1 protein-coding gene (cut by a window edge) is annotated in these 18,813 nt (G+C 73.1%); it reads left to right on the top strand.

The genetic code is table 11. The features are described from left to right. Window positions 1-18,813 carry the 3' portion of a hypothetical protein gene (locus tag ACFY1U_RS12720; protein ID WP_390694136.1) on the top strand. Its footprint begins 9,738 nt before the window's first position, so 18,813 of the gene's 28,551 nt are visible here — the last part of the coding sequence; its start codon lies beyond the left edge, outside the window; the stop codon is at window positions 18,811-18,813.

The following is an 18,813-nucleotide window of genomic DNA, read 5'->3' as shown; positions in this document are numbered from 1 at the left end:
CTCGTGCCGCTCCGCGTCGCCAACGAGATCTCGCGTGGCGCGGTCACCGAGCACCAGGCCGGGAGGCTTGCGTACGGGCCCGGCGAGATCAGGGACGACCTCAACGTCGACAAGCCCTACGCGTCGAACCAGTTCGGGATCAGAGACCCCCGCTCCCTCGAACTGCTCCGCCGGACGGCGCTGCCCCGTTCGGTGCGCACGTACACGGACGGACCGACACAGGGCCGTCCCGACTCCTGGGGCGACGTACGGCCCCTCGGCGAACTCCGCGGCAGGCTCGGCGTCCCGAACGAGGGCATGCCCGGGCTCCCGGTCTTCACCGAGGGCGACGGCTTCGTCAGTCCCGTCACGAACGAGGCCATCGCGAGGACACTCCGGGAGATCGTCGCTGCCCATTACAACAACCCCGGGCTGCGCGAGCCCGGCGACAAGCACCTGTCGCGAAAGCAGGTGGAGGCGTACTTCGACCAGCACGCCCCCGAGCACCTCAAGAACGGCATCGACGACCGGGCCGGCAAGCGGGCGGCCGTCGACGCCTTCGTCCGCGACCACGTGAGTCCCTGGGCCTCTCAGGCGCGCATCGCGCAGACCCTCTACAAGGAGTACGAGCAGTTCCTCACCAGCAACCCGTCGGAGCGGCCGGTGGACTACCGCCTCACCGAGGTGCAGCCCACCCTGCGGGGACAGCGCAGGACCGCCGACCGGCAACTGGGCCGGGTCCACGGTGAGCTGATGGCCGAGCGGTTCGCGATCCGCTCCGGCTTCGAGGCCCTCGGCGAGCCCGCCGCGGCCGCGCTGACGGAGAACAACCCGCCGCGCGACGTCAAGATCGCGGTCAGCGAACTGAGCAGGCGCCGCACGGAGATACTCAACGACTACCGGTTCAAGGTCGGCGACAGCACCGTCCTCCCGGCCAGGAACGACGAGTACCGCGGCTTGGCCACCGACATGCGCGGCCGGATCACCAAGGGCCTCGGCGGCCGGCAGCCCGGCCCGGCGCTGACAAGGGTCCTCGACCTCCTGGCCCGGATCCAGGCGGGCGGCAAGGAGGAGACATTCGCCCCTACGTCGCTCCTCACCGACCCCGGCACGCTCGCCCTCGACCCGGTCTCCCGCCGCTCCGCCCTGGCGGACCACCCCGCCGCGGCCGCCCCGCCCACGCAGCGCTCCAGGCCCACGCCCATCCAGACCGACGCACGTCACTTCGACCGTGCGGCACAGCAGATGCCGGCGCCCGAGCCGGTCACCCGACACATCCTCTTCGACCGGGGATCGCACCGGCTGACCACCGATGCCATGCGTGCCATCGACGCCCTCGCCGCGACCACGGCCCAGGAGGGCATGACGGCCGCCGAGCGGGGACGGCCGCTGCCCGTCGTGTCGATCAGCGGTCACGGCAACGGCACCGTACTCGGGCGGCCCCACTACGGCCGGGCAGTCGAGCGAGGCCAGGACCGTGCCGACGCGGTGGCCGACGCCTTCACCGAAAGCCTGCGCAGGCACCTGACGCAGGCGGGGGCGCCCGCCGCACTGAACGCCGCCGACTTCCCCGTCGTCGTCACGTCCCGCGGCCGCGAGTACCCGGCCGGCACGAGCCCCGCGGACGGCGCGGTCGCCCTCCGCCGCGCGGTCATCACCCTCACCCACCCGCGGCCGACCCTGGCGGACCTCTTGGCGAGTTCGCCCCCGCGGAGGGCGGCGCAGCCGGCGGGGGACGGGGCGGTTCCGCAGGGAGAGCCCGGTGGGGTTGTTGCCGCTTCGGAGGCGGCGGTTGCGGAGGAAGTGCGTCCGCCGGAGCAGGCGTCCGCCGCCGAAGAGGCGATACGTCCCGAGGCGGTACGTCCGCCGGCCGAGGCGCGTCCGGCCGGGGAAGAGCCTGCGCCCGACGAGGTCCCTGCCAGTCACCGGGGGCCGAGTCTGGCGGACCTCCTGGCGAGTTCGCCCCCGCGGAGGGCGGCAACGGAGGCGGTCGTCACGGAAGAAGCGCCTCCGCCGGAGCCGAGTGCCGAGCAGGAAGTGGTGTCCGAGGTGCCCCTCGACGGGGTGGCTGCTGCCTCCGAGGAGCCGCGTACGCGGTGGTCGCTCCCCGGCGGGACGGCCTCGCGGTCCGTGCGTCGTGACAGCAGTGCCGACGAGGCCCGGCAGTCCCTCGACATGGTCGACCGTGCTGTCCTGGACGCCAGGTCCCGGCCGGCCGCGGCCGACGTGGATTCCGGTGACCACGCCCGGGCGGTCGAGCAGCGGGAAGCCGTCTACGACCAGCTTCTCCAGGACGCGGCCGAGGCGACGCGGAAGTGGCTCGACGCGTCCGAGCGGTCGCAGGGGGCGCACATCGACGGATTCACCGTCGCCTCGCTGGAGGACGACGGCATCGTCGCGGTGCATGACACGACCGGGCTGCGCTCCACCTTCGAACTGGTCGACGGCGGGCCGGTGTGGACCTCGCGCGAGTTCCGGCTGGTGGACGCGCCCGCGGAGCTGGCCTCCGTGAAGCTCGTGGTCCACCGCGAGTCCGCGCGGGACGGGTCGGATGCGCAGTGGAGCGATCTGGCGGGTGAGAGCGGGGAAGGGGCGAACGCGCGGTTCTACGCCGCATCCCCGACCGAGACGACCGGACTCGATGAGGGCGGGCTGGAGATCGTCGACGACGTCCACGGCCACCGCTACACGGTCGACGCCACCGGTGTCGTGATGGAGCGTCAGATCCGCGTCGAAGGCGGAGTGGGCCGTCTCCGGTACGACGCGATGCTCCCGGGCCGGGCCCCCGAGGTGCTGGAGGCGGACCGTACACCGTCGCAGGAATGGAGCGCGAGCCCGCCGGACGGCGGCGGCCGAGTGAAACTGGTGCGCTCCGATGCACCGGCCGACGCGATCGAGCACCTGGAAGTCGACGGTGTCACCGGCCGGCTGCTGACGGAGACCGTCGCGATCCGCGGCGGACGAGGAAAGGTCACCGGCTTCTGGGAGATCGACCACTGGCGCGCCCGGGCGGTGCGCCTGGACGAGATGGGGCGTTCCCTCACCACGGACGGCTCGTCGCACGCTGTGGTGCTCGCCGAGGAGGAGGGCGGTCTCCGTCTGCTGAGCGACGGAACCGACTCCACGCTGCTCTTCGAACGCCCGCCGCTGGGCGACGTCATGGCGGACGGCCGACGGCTCCCGGTCGGTCCCGGAGCGTTCGGCTTCCGCATCGGGCTTGCCGACGGCGACCGGCCGGTGCGCATCGACGCGCCCCTGGGGGAGCCGGAGGCACTGCGCCTGGTGGACCGGGACAGCGGTGAGCGGATCGACGTGCCGGTGCGGTTCTCCAGGGCGGACATCCTGACCGTGGAAGTCGGGGTGCCCGGCATGGCGAACGGCGCCAAGGCGCAGTACGACTTCACCCTCAGAGGCCGGCCGCGCTTCGAGAAACTGCCGCTGCTGGGCGGCGCCGACGCGGCCCTCGGTGACCTGCGGCTCGTCGTACGGCACACCTCCGGCGGGCCGCACCTCACACTGGACGGCCCCGAGGCCGCGCGGGAGCGGTTCGCCATCGGTCCGGCACCCGCCGACCTCGGACAGGACCCGGCGGTCGAGTTCACCGTCACCGACTCCCACCAGGGCGTACGCCACCACTACAGCCGCGGCGCACGACTGGTGGCGCGGGACGTACCGCTGTATCCGGGGGCGGTCGGCGAGCGCGTGCCGACCGGCCCGGCACCACTGTTCCTGCGGCTCGGCGAGAACCGGGAGCCGCAACTCGTCGGGCTCTCGGGGCCGTTGAGCGGCGACCTGGTGGTGACGACGCGGGATCTGGGCGGCGGCCGGACGGCGGTGATCCGCACGGACGGTGCGGGGCACGAGGAAGCCCGTCTCGTGGTCGACACCGGGACCGCGCGGGTGCTGCAGGAGACCGTCGCCGCGCCGCGCGAGCGCGGTGAACTGCACGGCTACACGCACTGGAAGCTCGACTTCCGGACCGGAACGGCCGTACGCCTGCGCGAGGGAGCCGCGGACGGCGGGAACGGCGAGTCCGTGGTCGGCCCGCTCGACCACGGCCTGATCGAGATCGCCGACGACGGCAGGCTCCGGGTGATCCGGCCGGGTGGCGAGGACGAGGGACGGCGGGTCCTGTTCGAGCGGCCCGGCACGAACGACAGCATCGCCTGGCTGCACTCCGAGGGCTTCGGCGCGCACACCCCCGCCAAGGCGGCCGCGGACGCCTCCGTGAGCCGTGCCGACCGGGAGCGGCTGGACTTCCAGCGCGAGGCCGAACGCTTCGAGCGCAGGCTCGGCGCCTACCTGGTGCAGCACCCCGAGGTGCGGCGGGCGGTCCGGAAGTTCGTCCAGGCGGCATGGGAACACGCGGACCCCGAGGACCGGGCGAAGTTCGCCACCCACCGCCGCGCCTCGGTCGGCGCCGTGGGTCCGGGCGAGGACCGGGCGGAGGAGGTCGTGCGCCACGGCAACATCCGTGAGCACATGGGCTTCCTCATGAACGGCAGCTACAACAACGTCATCCCGAAGGCCCTGGGCATCGACTTCGAGGACATCCGGCAGGGCAAGGACGCCGAGGAGCCCTGGGAGGACAAGCACCCCACCGTTTTGGAGCCGGCCCACGGCGGGTACCGGGAGACCGTCCCCCTGAGCGAGCGGGAGGCCGTCTGGTCGGACGGCGGGACGTCGTGGAAGAGCGGTGCCGAGAAGACCGGCATACGCCTGCTGCCCGTCGGGGACGACGGCGAGCCGGTGCCGTTCGACGACAAGGTGTTCGGTGCGGGGCTGCACGCGGGAGCGCAGCGCACCGGCGGGCTCGTCTCGTCCGGGATCTCCGGCACGACCCAGATCTTCTTGAAGGAGGCCTCTTCCGCCAACCGCGTCTGGAACGCGGACATCGACCTGAGATGGCTGCGGCTCGCCATCGTCGGCGACATGCTGTCGGCCGGTCACCACACGCTGCACGAGATTCTCGCGGGGGCCGACGCGTGGGCACGCAAGGCGGGCACCCGTCGTGCCCTGGGCTTCCGGTACCAGAACACCTGGGAGCGGTACCGTCACCTCGCCCCGCTGACGGAGCAGGAACTGCGGGATCACGTCACCCCGGAGGGGCTGTTCCCGGACGAACTGGTGCGCGGCCCCGGCATCGCGGCCTACGACCCGGTGGACGACGCCCGCCAGGCCCTCATCGACCACCTCGACGGACGGCGGCACAGCCGTTCGGGCCAGGACTTCACGATCACCACGGTGGACGACGGCCACGAAGTCGTCCACACCCCCACGGGCCTGGTCACCCGGTTCGCCGGCGAGCGGCACGAGGTCGTCCACCATGAGGCCGTTCCGGGCTTCGGACCCAGGGAACTACGCGGCCTCAAGGTGGCCGTCGACCGCGTACGGCAGGAGGACGGCCGCATCGACGTGCGGTACCGACTCCTCGGCGCCGCTGAGGAGGTGGACCGGTTCACCGTCCGTGAGGCTCCCCGTGACCTGCGGGAGAGCCGTCAGGCGGCGTTCAGCGTCCTGGAGCGGGACAGCGGCCGGTGGCTGCACTACCTGGCCGACGGCAGGGTGATCGCCAAGGACCAGGCGCTCGCCGACGGGCTCGGACATCTGCGGTTCGACATGGCCCGGCCGGGCGGGAAGCCCCGACTGCTGGACCGGACGGGCGATCCGTCGACGCTGCACCGGGTGGAGGACCTGGGCGGCGAGAGGGTGGCTCTGGTGCCCACGGCGTCCGGCACGTCGCCGCTGGAGCGGATCGTGGTCGACGCCCGGACCGGGCACCGCCTGGAGGAGACCGTCGCCGCGCCGGCCGGCCACGAACTCCCCGGCAGCCACTGGAAGTTCGACTTCCGGGCCGGCATCGCCCTGCGGGTCGCCGACGACGGCAGGACGGTCGCCTTCGCCGGTGGCCGGTTCGACCACGCCGTACTGGAGGTCGCCGACGGCGGCGACGTGCGGGTGGTGCTTCCGGGGCAGGACGGGGCGGCGCCCCGGGTGCTGTTCGAGCGGCCCGGCGTTACGGAGCAGCCGGCCGCCGAGTCGGCGGCGCGGGCCGTGCAGGAGCCGCCGGAGGCCGGTGCGGAGGTTGCCGGGTCTCGGTCGTCGAGGACGGACGTTGCGGCGGGCGAGGATTCCCCGGTGTCCTCGCTGCCGGAGCCGGTGGACGACGGGGACGGAGCGGGACAGGATCTGCCGCCGACCGCGACGGAGCCACCGGCGACCGAGGCACGACCGGAGCAACTCGCCGAGCAGGACACGGCCGGTGCCCTCGGCGACCAGTCGCGGCCAGAGCCGTCCGCCGGGCAGGACGTGGCCCGTGGCGCCACCGGGCAGGACGCGGCCGACTCGGCCACCGAGCAGCCGCGGACGGAGTCGTCCGCCGAGCAGGACACGGCCGGTGCCGCCGCGGGGCAGGACGTGGTCCGTGCCGCCACCGGGCAGGACATGGCCCACTTCGCCACCGAGCAGCCGCTACCGGAGCCGCCCGTCGAGCAGCACGTTTCGGACGGCGCCATGGGCATGACGCAGGCGGCGCCCGCTTCCACGCGACAGGCCGGCTCCGCGGAGCGGACCCTGACCCAGCTGTTCGCCCAGGCCGACCTGGCGGACGTGCTCGGCCGGAGCGACAACCCGCTCGACCCCGCCGAACTCGTGCGGCGGGCGCGGGCCGACCGGCCCAAGGTGACCGGTGAGATCGACGGCTTCGACGTGCGCACCGCTATCGTCCGGATGGTCGGACGCACCGCCGCCGACCACGCCACGTACGCCCTGATCGACAACGCCTTCTCGGACGAGCAGCTCAAGGAGCACTTCCACCGCTCCCTGGACGGCGGCTACAGCGTCGACCTCGGCGCCCGTGCGAACGGCGGACCCCAGGTGGTGGTGGAGGCCGTGGGCCTCGGCACCCCTCACGGCGTGGCATCGGCCGTCGACGACTTCGGATTCAGTCACACCCGCACCGTGGAGAACCGCGGCGCGTCGGTCACGCGCCAGCAGCCGGCCCTCGAGCCGCGGGCGGCCCGCGTTCCCCTGCCCTTCCTGCAGATCGCCGGAAAGATCGCCGGGTTGATCAACGCCCGGGACACCAGCCTGTCCACGAAGACCAAGCGCGACATGAAGACGGAGGTCGCCGAGACCGGGGTACCGGTCGCGCGGGCCGGCCACACGGTGACGTACCGCGTCTCCGTGCGCAAGCCCGGCCGCCGGCCCTGGAGCAGGGCCAGGATCCGGGAGGACGTCGTCCACGTGCCGGTGACGCTCGCCTGGCCCAAGCCGGCCGAACACACCGTCACGCTGCCCGACGAGGCGCAGGACGCCGGGCGGCGGCGCACCGAGGAGGTGCTGCACGCCGAGTTCGCGGGCGTCGGCCCCGGCGTCCTCCAGGCCGTGGAGGGCACGCTGGGCAGCACGTTCAGGGTGAACGACCCCGTGGCGCGGGAACTGCGTGCCTGGCTGGATCAGCTCCCAGGGCGTGCGCCGGAACTGTTCGGCGGTCAGGTGGTCCGCAAGTCCTTCCCGTTCAAGGGACGCCGGGGCAGGACCCAGGTCGCGGTGGCCGTCGCCAAGGACATCGTCGTACGGGAACTCCCGGAGGCGGAAGGCACGGTCACCCGGACCCACCGGATCAGCGAGGAGAGCACCTGGGGGCAGGGAGTGACCCGGCGCTGGGGCGGTGGCCTCACGCTGGGCGTGGGCAACACCGTCCACACGGCCGGCGTACTGGGTCCGGTCGTCCTGGGCTACAGCCTGACCAAGAGCGTCACCGACGTCACCGACACACGCGAACACACCGAAGCGGAGACGTACCAGGGACCGATCCACAAGCGTCAGGCGGAGTTCGCCCTGGTCGTCCGCGTGGGCGGTCACGACGGCGTGGCGCAGCGGGTGGACGGCGGTGTGGCGACGCTGTGGACGCGTGAGCGTGACGACGCGGTGCCGGCGGACGAGACCCGGAGCACGGTGTCCACGGACGCCACGACCGAGACCGCGGCCTTCGACGAAGCCCCTGCTGAAACCGCGGTCGAAGAACCCCCTGCTGTCCCGGAGCCGGCGGGGGCGAGCCGGTTCACCGTGGCGGACCGGCTGGACGCCGCCTACCGGCTCACGGACGCGACGGTGGAGGAGATCGCCGGCCGGGTTCTGCACCGTCTCGACGCGGAAGGGCTGCTGGACGCCGCTCGACTGCCGGACGTGGCGACCGAGTTCCGCGCCTTCCTGCGGGAGCACGCGCGGGAGGTGACACACAGCGGGGACGGCGTACGGTTCCCGTTGAGCGCATGGCGCAGCGGCGCCCCGGACGTCTTCGTCCGTGGCGTACTGCGGCCCGCGGACGGCCGGTACCTGGGCGACGGCGCGCAGGTGACGCTCAGCGGAACCGTCACCGCGAGCCATGCCCAGAACACCGCCGTCACCCGGCGGAAGGACGGTTCCGTCGGGGTGGCGGGCGCCGGGTCCATCGCCCCGACGCAGGAGGTCGAATACCTCGGGACCGGACTGGCCTACAAGGCCAACCAGGCCGTCACCCGCAAGGTGAGGCAGCGGCTGCGGGACGAACGGCCGCTGGGCGGCGGCACGGGAATCCATCGCTTCGACTTCCCGGCCGACTTCGAGATCCGGGTGGGTGGTCGCTGGTCGGCGCCGGGCGAGGTGGCGCGGTGGCGTGAGGCGGACGCAGCCGCCGGCTACGTGGGCGCGACGATTCCCGGCCGGGTCGAGGTGGCGGTGCCGGAGCGGACCGTGGTGCCGCTCGCGGAGCCGACGCAGGCGCCGGCCGAACCGTCCGCCCCGTTGTGGCGGGAAGGGGGCACACCGCGGCCCGTCCAGCGCGAGGGACATCTGCCCGCCGGTTACCGGCTGGACTCGCTCAAGCCGGTCCCGGGGCTGCAGAGCACGGTGGCCGGGATGCTGTCCGCACCCAGCGGAACGAGCTGGCGGGAGCTCTACCGCCGGCCGCTGCTGGGCAGTGCCCCGGCCGCGTTCGACCAGCACCAGGGCAAGAACTGGCTGGAGCGCACACCGGACGAGATCAACGAACGCAACGCCGCCCTGGACGTCCTGGAGAACTTCACCGGTCCGGCGGCCCGCATGGCCGGGTTCGAGCGGACCGTGGGATTCAAGGACACCGTCACCCTCAAGAGCCACAACCGGGCGGGACTCGCCGGCAACCGCGAGCTGCTCGCGCGCGTGGATCTGTCGGCCACGCTCGTCGACCCCCGGATCGTGGCGGTCGACGAGGAGCACACCTTCGGCGGTACGCGCTTCGGCCAGGTCGAGCAGACGTCGGACACCCAGCGAGGGTGGGCCGTCAAGGGCAAGCTCGCCGGCGGCGTGACGACCCCGCTCACCGACCTCCACACCTCCGTCGGCGCCGAGCTCGGCGGCTCACTGACCTACGCCGAGACACAGGGCACGTCCACCGCACATGCCGCTGAGGCCATGTCCGCCGACGAGTGGGTCGAACGCGGTTACCTGGTCACCTTCGACGTGACGTACGAGGTGCGCACGCGCAAGGACACGGCCTGGCAGGACCTCGCGACCATGGTCCACCGGACCCCGGCCGACGAGCGGTCGACCTGGGCACTGGTACCCGACGCGGCCACCCTGTGGGTACCCGCCCGGGAGATCCACCGCATCGGCGAGCTGACCGAGCAGGACATCGCCAGGCTGGTCGCCGACGACGCCGAGCGGTACCGCGCGGCAGCGGCCGAGACCGACGCGGACGCCGAACCGCAGCCCGCCGACAGCACACCGGCGGCACAACCGGCCGTGGACACGACGCTGGACGGACCTTCCGCGGTGGCCGGGACACCGGACATACCGGCGGTACGGGCGCCCGCGAACACGGGCCGGGGCAGCGGACGCGTCGAGCTGTACCGGCTGGAGGCCGGCGGAGAGCTGGTCCAGCAGATCGCCCGCCGGCTCGACCAGTGGTCGGTGGAGAACGGGCGGACGGCGTCGACGCGGGTGGCGAAGTTCGACCGCATCAACGACAGGCTGATCCACGACGTGCTGGGCCCGTCGCTGACCGCGTCCGGATTCGGCACGGTGATCGAGGAGATGCTGAACGGCGGGCGGCCGGTGTTCCTGGCGGGTGACACGCCCTTCGGCAAGGTGGAGCAGCTGGTGGTGCTGCGGGCCCGGCTCGGCGAGGGCCGTTACCACGCCACCCTCTCCCGCCACACCTCGAAGGACGGCCTGGAGACGACCGAGCGCACGACCGACACGGCTCAGTCAGGCCTGTCCGCTTCGTGGGGCGTGTATGCCATCGCCAATCCGGGCGTGGCGCACCGTCCTGCCTCCCTGCTCATGGCCGGAGTCGGCCACTCCCACTCATGGACCGCGAAGAGTGAGGTGACCAGGGAGCACACGGCGTCGGTCATCAGCTCCGAGTCCGGGGCCGCGTCCGCGCAGAGCTCCGCGTCCCGGTCGGGCTCCAGGTCCGGGTCCGGGGAAAGTGTGCAGTTCCTCCACGACCTGCTGGTGACGATGGACGTGTACCCGTACGCGGGTCCGGGGCACTACAGCAGGCATCTGCCGGACTGGATGCCCAAGTTGGGCGGCCGCTCGTTCGGCGGCTCGTGGAGCGCACAGTTCACACTTCCCGGTGCGGCGCGCTCCACGGTGCCCGCCGATGAGGTGCTGCCCCTGAGGGAGGAGACGGGCCCGTCGGTGGCGGCGGCGGTCCACGGCTCGCCGGCCGAGTGGCAGCGCGGTGCCGGGCCCGAGGCGGGCCTGCCCGCGAGGGCGCTGGTGCGCCCGTTCGACGCGCCCGGACTGCGCACGGTGCTGGACGAGCTGGCCTTCGGGGGCCGGGACGGGCGGCCGGTGCTGCGCCCTCGCGCGGGCTTCGAGTTGCAGGCACGCACGGGTGCCGTGCTGCTGCGGTCGAAGCTGTCGGACGCGATGTCGCCGCGGGGTCACGTCGTCGAGATCACGGGGGACGCACTGGCGCAGGTGACCGTCAAGGCCGACGTGGTGGCGCGGGAGGTGGTCCGGGCGATCCGCGAAGGCTCCCTGACCACCACCGCCTCCGACACCTCGAAGGCCGAGCCGAGCTGGACGAGCGCCGGAGAAGCGGGCCCCGCGTGGTACGCCGACCTCCGCGAACCGACGATCCACCTCGGGGACCACACCGCGGCGAACCGGCCCTTCGTGCTGGGTGACGACGCGTACAGCACCTGGCTGACGTACGAGGGAACGAAGTCGGTCACGAGCGAGACGACCCGCAAGGAGCCGAAGCCCGAGGGGGAGGGCGATGCCGAGCCCCGCTACCTGGTACGGCTGACCCCCCGGTGGACGGTCACTCCCGCCTATCGCGCCAAGAAGCTCCCCGCGCGGTGGCGGGAACCGATCACCACCGGGCCGGACGAGCCCATCCTGGTCGTGGTGGACCGGGAGGGCCTGGACCGACTGGGTCTGGCGGAACCGGGTGACGACCTCGCCCCGGGCCCCGGGGAGGTACGGGAGCCTCAGCGCAACGGGCGGACTCGTCGGCCGGTGCTGCCGACCGTGCCCGAGGAGTTCGAGGAACGTGATGAGCAGCCGCACACGCTCCCCGTCGACGCCCTCGCCCCGGCGGTGCGGGTCGCGGACGAGCCGCTGCACGGTGTCGCGCCGCTGGCCGGGTACCGGCTGCGGCGGACGGACACCGCGGCGACCGGCACCGTCGCGGCGTACTCGCGGCTGGAGTTGGTGGATGCCGCGGGTGAGGTGGTGCCCGACCGGACGGTGCTGCCGCGTGAGGGCGGCGGATTCGTCGTCCGGGGAGAGGAGGGCAACCTGTTCCTCGACTCCCGGGTCCGGTTCGAGTACCGGGAGCTGGAACTGCCGGGCGTCGACCACGTGGTGCGGTTGCGAGAGCCGGCCGGTATCGAGGGTCCGCTGGGGCTGCTGGACCGTGCGGGTGTTCCGGTCGAGAACGGGCGGCTGGCCCGGTTCCCGGACGGACTGACCGTCACGCTGCCACTCGCGGGCCGGTACGAGGGCGCGGTGGCGGAGTGGCGCTTCGACACCCGGGGTGTGCTGGTCCGCCAGAGGCTGCCGCAGGCCGGTGAGTCGTCCGGCAGCGGGATCTCGGGCCGTGGGAAGGCCCCGATGGGCGAGGCTGAGGCACCGTCGGCAGAGGCTTCGTCGGCCGTGGCATGGCAGGAGCAGCCCGCTGAGCCGCAGGCGTCCGCCGACGCCACGGAAGAGATGCGGGAGGAGTCCGGGCAGGCGGAGTCCCGCAGCGGACAGCGGGCGCGGTGGCGGCTGGGGCTGCCGCCCGTTCCCGAGCAACTGCCCGTGGTTCCCGGGTTCCGGCTGGTGGTGCCGTCCCCGGAGGCCGTCGCCCGGTACGAGCTGCTGGGTCTGCCGACGCTCCCGGAGTTGGTGGACGCGAACGGCAGGCCGATGCCCGGCTGGACGGTGGCGTCGCGGGCGGACGGCGGGTACACCGCGTCCGACGCGGCGGGAGAAGTGCGCTGGCAGTTCGGCGCGGACCGGCTGCCGCTGGCGCTGGAGGCGCGGTTGGCGGGGACGGAGGACTTCCTGCGGTTCGGCGTCGGCGAGGACGGTCCCGAACTGCGGGTGACGGGGGCGGACCACTACGAACTGGGAGAGGTGCGCGACGCGTCGGGGGAGCTGACCGAGGTCTGGGTCAGCGCTCCCGGGGACGCCCTGGGGTGGCGCTTCGACGGGAACGGCGTCCCCCGGGATGTCGAGGTGCCGCTTCGCGGCGAGGGCCTGCCCGAACACCTGGCGGGTGCGCTGATCCGCAGGCTCAGGGTCCCCGTCTCACCGAGCGCGCCCCACGGCTGGATCGCGGAGCTGGCCGCCGACGACCCGTTGGTCGTGGCGTCCCACGGCGTGCGGACGAGCTCGGACGGCTACGTGCTCATCGACCGGGTGACGGACGAGGAGTTCCGCTTCGACACGGACGGGGTCCTGGTACAGGCACGCCCCGGCCGGGAGGCACCGTGGCGGACCTGGCTGCGCCGACCGAACGAGGGGCTGCTCGCGAGGCGTGCGCCCGGGGTGCGGCCGCAGAACCACGTGGGCACGGTCGGCGTGGAGTACGACGGGAACCTGGCCCGGATCTTCGACGAGACGCTCCCCAAGGCACGGTGGTCCGGCCCGCGGAGTGAGCCGGTTCAGCTGCTGGTGCCGCTGATCTCGCCCGACGCCACGGCCTTCCTGCGGCGCTCGGGACTGGATCCGTCGGCTGACCCTGAGGGGCTCGCCGAGCTGCGGGCCGCGGCGCACGAGGCGCTGTGGTCGGCCGCGCGCCAGGCGCTGGAGGAGGCCGGACGGGACGTGGACGCGGCCGGGCTCTCCGTGAACGGGTTCACGGTGCTGCCCCCTCGCCCGGACGGGGTGCGGCCGGTCAGGCACGGGGCCACGGGCCTGGAGACCCTGTTCGGGCCCGGCGGTGAACTGGTCTCCCACCAGATCTACCTGCACGAGGCCCCCCGGGAGCTGTCGGGACAGCCGGTCCAGGTCACCCACACCCCGGACGGGGAGTACGGATTCGCATGGGCGGACGGCGCCCGGGTCGGCGCCCACCTCACCATCGACTGGGCGGGCGACGAGAACGGGACGAGCACGGATCCCCGCCGTCAGTTCGTCGTCGGGAACCAGCACACCGGAGACACGTTCTTCTTCGGCGCCGAAGGCACACCGACCGAGCCCCTCCCGGCAGCGCAGGAGGCGTCGTCCACGGCACCGGAGCCCGAGCAGCCGGCCGCACGGCCGCCGCACGCCGAAGTCCCCTGGTACATGGGCCAGTTCGGCATGGACGCGCACGGTGAGCTGAACGTGAGTGCCGTCGACCGCTGGGACGAGGCGCTGGTGCGGCAGTGGGCCAACAACATCGCGTACGCGGTGCGCCGTGACGGCGACAGCGCCGAGCTGGAGACCGGCATCCGCGAGGCCCTGCGCACGATCCTGCGCAGCGGGGCCGTGCCCGGGACGCTCGCGGCCGGCGAGCGCTCCGCCGCCGCGGAACGGGAGCGGGCGCTGGACTTCTGGGAGGCGGCCCTCCAGCGCGGCCGACTGGCCGGCGCGGGCGGTCATGTGGTGTGGGTACGGCCGGTGCTGCGCAACGTCGAGCCGCTGCCGCAGGAGGCGTCCCCGGTCGACGGGTACGCCCTCAACTGGGGCTCCCTGGCCACCACCCACAAGTCCGCCCGGGAGGGCGGCTGGTCCGGCGCGAGCTCCCTGCTGACGGCGATCTCCACCGGTTCGAGGGTCGTCTCGTCGGTGACACCGGCGCCGGTGCTGAGTGTCGAGGCGCACCGTACCGGCCAGACGCAGACGAACCGCACGGTGGTCTTCGACCGGAAGATCTGGATGCAGCAGAGCACCCCGTTCCGCGCGGGCCTGCAGCTGCGGATCTTCGTCGACGGCGAGGAACGCCGGCACGACCTGGTCGTCCCGGGCCGTCTCACCGTGCGGCTGCCCAAGTCGCTGACGGTGCCGGGTGCTCTGCGGCACGTGCCCCACGCCGGGCCCGTGCGCGACGCCGTACCACCAGATGCCGGACGCCATCGGGCGCGTACGATCCTCAACGCCATCGATCTGACACCGCTGGCCGCCGAGTTCGAGCGCCGGCTGCACAGCGCCGGGCTGCCCGCCGACGCCGTACGCGCACTGATGGAAACGACCCTCGTCCAGCTCAACGAGCGGTCCGCGATCAACCGCAGCCGGTTCCTGCTGGGCAACGAGCTGGTGACGGACCGGGTGTCCCTCTCCACCGGCCTCGGCCGGTCGTTCCAGGGCCATGTCGCGATCCGGGCGACGATCGAAGGCCTGGAGTACCTGGGCGACACCGTCAAGGTCCCCGTGCGCGAGGACTCCGCCGGCACGCTGGTCGTGCATCGCAAGGAGGGCGCGAAGAGCGGTGTTTCGCTGGGCGGCCGGGTCGCTGCGGGGCCGGCGGAGTTCCTCTCGCTCATCGGGGAGGTCCAGCGCGGCACCAGTCAGGGCCTGGCCGTGTCGACGGCGCTGCACACCGTCGTGCAGACCTCGGACGACCACGCGCGCTACCGCACCTCGCTGAACGTCTCCCTCGAAGTGCGTTCCACCACGCACCGGATCGAACCGCTCACCCGCGTCGTGCCGGCCGAACTCGGCGTCCCCAGCCATGAGGCCGCCGACTTCGAGCGCCGGGTGCTCGGTGCGGACGCCCCGCTGCTGCGGGAGCCTCAGCCCGGGCCTGCCGGTCCGGTGGAGACACGGCCGTATGTGCGGGCGCTGCTCGCCGAGGCGGCCGAACTGGGTGTCGGCCTGCCGGAGTCGGCGTTCCGGCGCCCGGAGCGGCTGGACGCGCCCCTGCCACAGCCGCACGAACGCGAACCCCTCGCCCTGGCGACACGACGAGGCCTGGGCTTCGGAACCCTCCTGGCCCTGCCCGGCGCCGAACTGGTCCACGACCAGATCCGCACCGTCATCGGCCGGACGCACCAGCAACTGGTCGGCCGCCGACTGAAGTTGACCGGCCACCTGCCCTTCGTCGAGCAGGTCCGCCCCCGGGTGGACTGGGCGGGCGCGGACCGGGAACTGCTCACCGCCTTCGGGCGGCCGTCCCTGGAGACCGACCTGGCGCAGCTGATGGCGGGCGTCGAGCACTCCGTGCGGCTGGGCGGCCGGACGTACCACGTGTCGGTGACCGCCCGGCTGCGGGAGCGCGTCGGCGGCGTCACCGGCGACGAGGGTCGGCCGATCTCGCTCAACGTCCGTTCCGGGCAGGGCGCCACGGTCAGCGGAGAGCGCAAGAACGGCTGGAAGCTGCGGGGCTTCCTGGGGGCCCGCGGCGATACCGAACTGACCGAGCTCCTGCGGCTGCGCCTCGGACAGGCGGGGCTGACCGGCAGCATCGGACGCGGCACCGAGCACCAGTTCTCCGGCGCGGCGAAGTCCACGCAGCGTGCCGACATGGGCGGCAAGGCCGACGAGCACGTCTACGACACCGTCTACGAGCTGTCCGTACGCACCGACGGCCACTCCGACCAGCAGTGGTGGATCGACCGGCCGGACGAGGTGGTGGCCCGGGTGGCCGTGCCTCACCTGCACGTGCCGTCGGAGAGGATCCCGGCGCGGCTGCTGGCCGAGGCCGGGCAGGTGCGGCCGCTCGAATCCCTGCCGGCCGCCGACCAGTCGGTGGACTTCACCAGCCACGGCTCCGCCGTCGTGTACCGGTCGTTCCTGGCCGCGCCCGAACTGGCGCATACGGCGGCGACCATGTACCAGCAGGCCAACGGACTCCCGGACGAATGGCAGGCGAACCCGGCGAACTGGCCGGCGGAGCTCAAGAAGCCGTTCGCGCCGAACGAACTGGTGGCACACTTCCCGTCCCTGACCACCGTCCAGGGGCGGCTGGTGGAGCTGCCCGACGGGCCGGACGGGTGGCACCAGGCCCTGCGAGTGCAGCTCGTCGCCGCCGAACCGGAGCATGTGCGGGCGCACACCGGGGCCGCCTTCCAGCTGTGGCAGAACACCAGCGGGACCGCCCACTACGAGCGCACCGCCGAGCGCACCCACAAGCTCGGCCTGGCGGGCCGCCTGGGTCCGTCCCTGCACTTCGGCCACGGCGAGGAGGACGGCGAAGCGTCGGCCGCGACCGGCGTGGAGCGGCTCACGACCGGCGAGCATCAGTCCTCGGCCCACCACTCCCCGCTGACCGGCGAGCTGCGCGCCACCTTCGGCGGCGGGCTCCAGTGGGGCTGGGAGAGCGGCCACGGCACGGCCGTCGGCCCGGTCGGCATCACCCGCGGCACCTACGGCGGCCCCAAGCACACCTACCGCGCCCACGCGGTGTTCCGGATCAGCCTGCACCGCTGGCGCCATCCCCGCCCGAGCGACGCACTGACCCGCAGCGCATCCGGCACGACCGGCGTCGAGCGGGTGCTGGAGGTCAGGCACGGCCTGGAGTTCGTGGTCCCCGAGCGGCGGATCTTCGACCTGGGTCTGCCGGTGCCGGACGGCGTGGCGCCCGTCCAACCGCAGCCGCCGACCGGTCACTTCGACCTGGCGCTGCTGCCCGGAGGCACCCATCCCGAGGTGCTGAAGGCCGAGGGCGTGCTGGAGACGATGAAGCAGTGGCTGACGCAGCAGGGTCTGCTGCGACCCGGCACCGACGGCCTCGGCCACCGGCCGAGCCTGCTGCTCAGCTCCATCGAGGCCTCCTACTCTCCCGCCGCCCTGCTCGACCAGTTCACCCTGCTCAACACCACCGGAGTCACACGGTGGCTGCCCGTCCCCTCGGCGTTCGGTGCCACCCGCTACCTGTGGACCAAGGTCACCGCCGAGACCCTGGAGCCGGTCTCGCAGCACGACCGGCCCGAACTGACCATGATGCTGCGGGGCAAGGCGATCACCGAGGAGACGACCAGCACGTCCCGCTCGACCGAGGTCGAGCTCCACGGCGAAGTGCAGGGTCGGATCGGCCGGGGGACACAGGGCGGCTTCCAGATCGCGGGCGGCTGGTCCGGTGAGGCGAGCACGGCCCACGAGCAGCACGAGGAGAACGTGGAGGTCTACTGGGGCCAGACCCGCAACCCGTCGGTCGAGTTCCGGCTGCGGCAGCGGTTCAGGGTCGAGATGGCCCTCACCCGACAACTGCCGGAGGTGCTCTCCGCCCCCGTCCGACTCCTCCACGGGGTCTCCCTCGCCGTCTCGACCCTGACGGGGCACAGGCGCTGGGCGGCGGCTGCCTCCCGGCCCCGGTCGTACCTCGCCCGGTTCCCGCAGCGGTCCGAGGACGGCACCCTCGACGGCTGGGTACGCGTCGTCGTACCCGAGCACCTCGTCCGGCCGGGGCAGGCGCCACGACCGACGCATCTCCAGGAGACCGCCCCGCCGGTGTGGCAGACCGGGCAACAGCCCCTGAACGACGCCCTGGTGGACCTGATGTCCGAGCACGGGCATCCCTGGGCGCTGCCCGCCGCGGCCGCGATCAACCGCTGGGCGGTACTGCCCGCGGCGCCGACCGCCACCCGCCCCCGGCCGGAGGCACCGCAGACCTGGCGGCCGGACCGCACCACGCTCCCCGGCATGCTGTACGACCACCTCACCAACGAGGTGCAGCTGCGACTCAGCCTGGAACGCCTGCTGCGGCACCGGTACCAGGTGAAGGTAGGCGGTGAGCAGGTGACCGCAGGTATCCGCATCACCCGCGTCACCGTCCTGCCCGCATCCGACGTGGAGATCCTCTCGCGTCACTTCGACCAGGGCCGCGAGACACAGGAGCACCTCCACGGCCGTACGAGCGCATGGTTCGCCGGGGCCGGCCCCGACCTCGGCGGAGACATCGACGGCCACTCGCTTCGGGACTCAGCGCCCCTGCGCCACGAGGGGGAGACGTCCGGGGAGCGGGCCGCGGAGGCCGAGGAGATCCTGGAGCGGAACCTCGCCAGTGTCCGGCCGTTCCGCTACTACAAGGCCGACGTGCGGGTCGTCCTCTCCGGCCCGCACGGAAAGCTGCTCGTCGACGTTCCCGACGGCCTGTACTTCATGCTCCCCCTCGACCTCGCGGACTCACCCGCCCTGGCGGAAGTCCTCGTCACCGAACCGGAGACGAACACCGCACACACGGACGACGACGCCGAGCCGACGTCCGGCACGGAGCGCACGACGGACCGCCTCGTCGAGGCGTTCCTGACCCGGGTGAACGGTGATGCCGCGCCCGGTCCTGCCCAGCCGCCCCTGGAATCGGCCGCCGGGAGCGAATCCGCCGCGCCGACGGACCAGTTGCCCGACGCGGAGACCGCAGAGGCCAGCGCGGAGAGGTTCCTCGCCCGCATCAACCGTGATCAACACACCGCCGACACCGGCAGCAGCCGTACCGACATGCCATGA

Source organism: Streptomyces sp. NPDC001351 (assembly GCF_042896045.1).
GTDB lineage: Bacteria > Actinomycetota > Actinomycetes > Streptomycetales > Streptomycetaceae > Streptomyces.
This window is presented reverse-complemented; position numbering and strand designations above follow the sequence as displayed.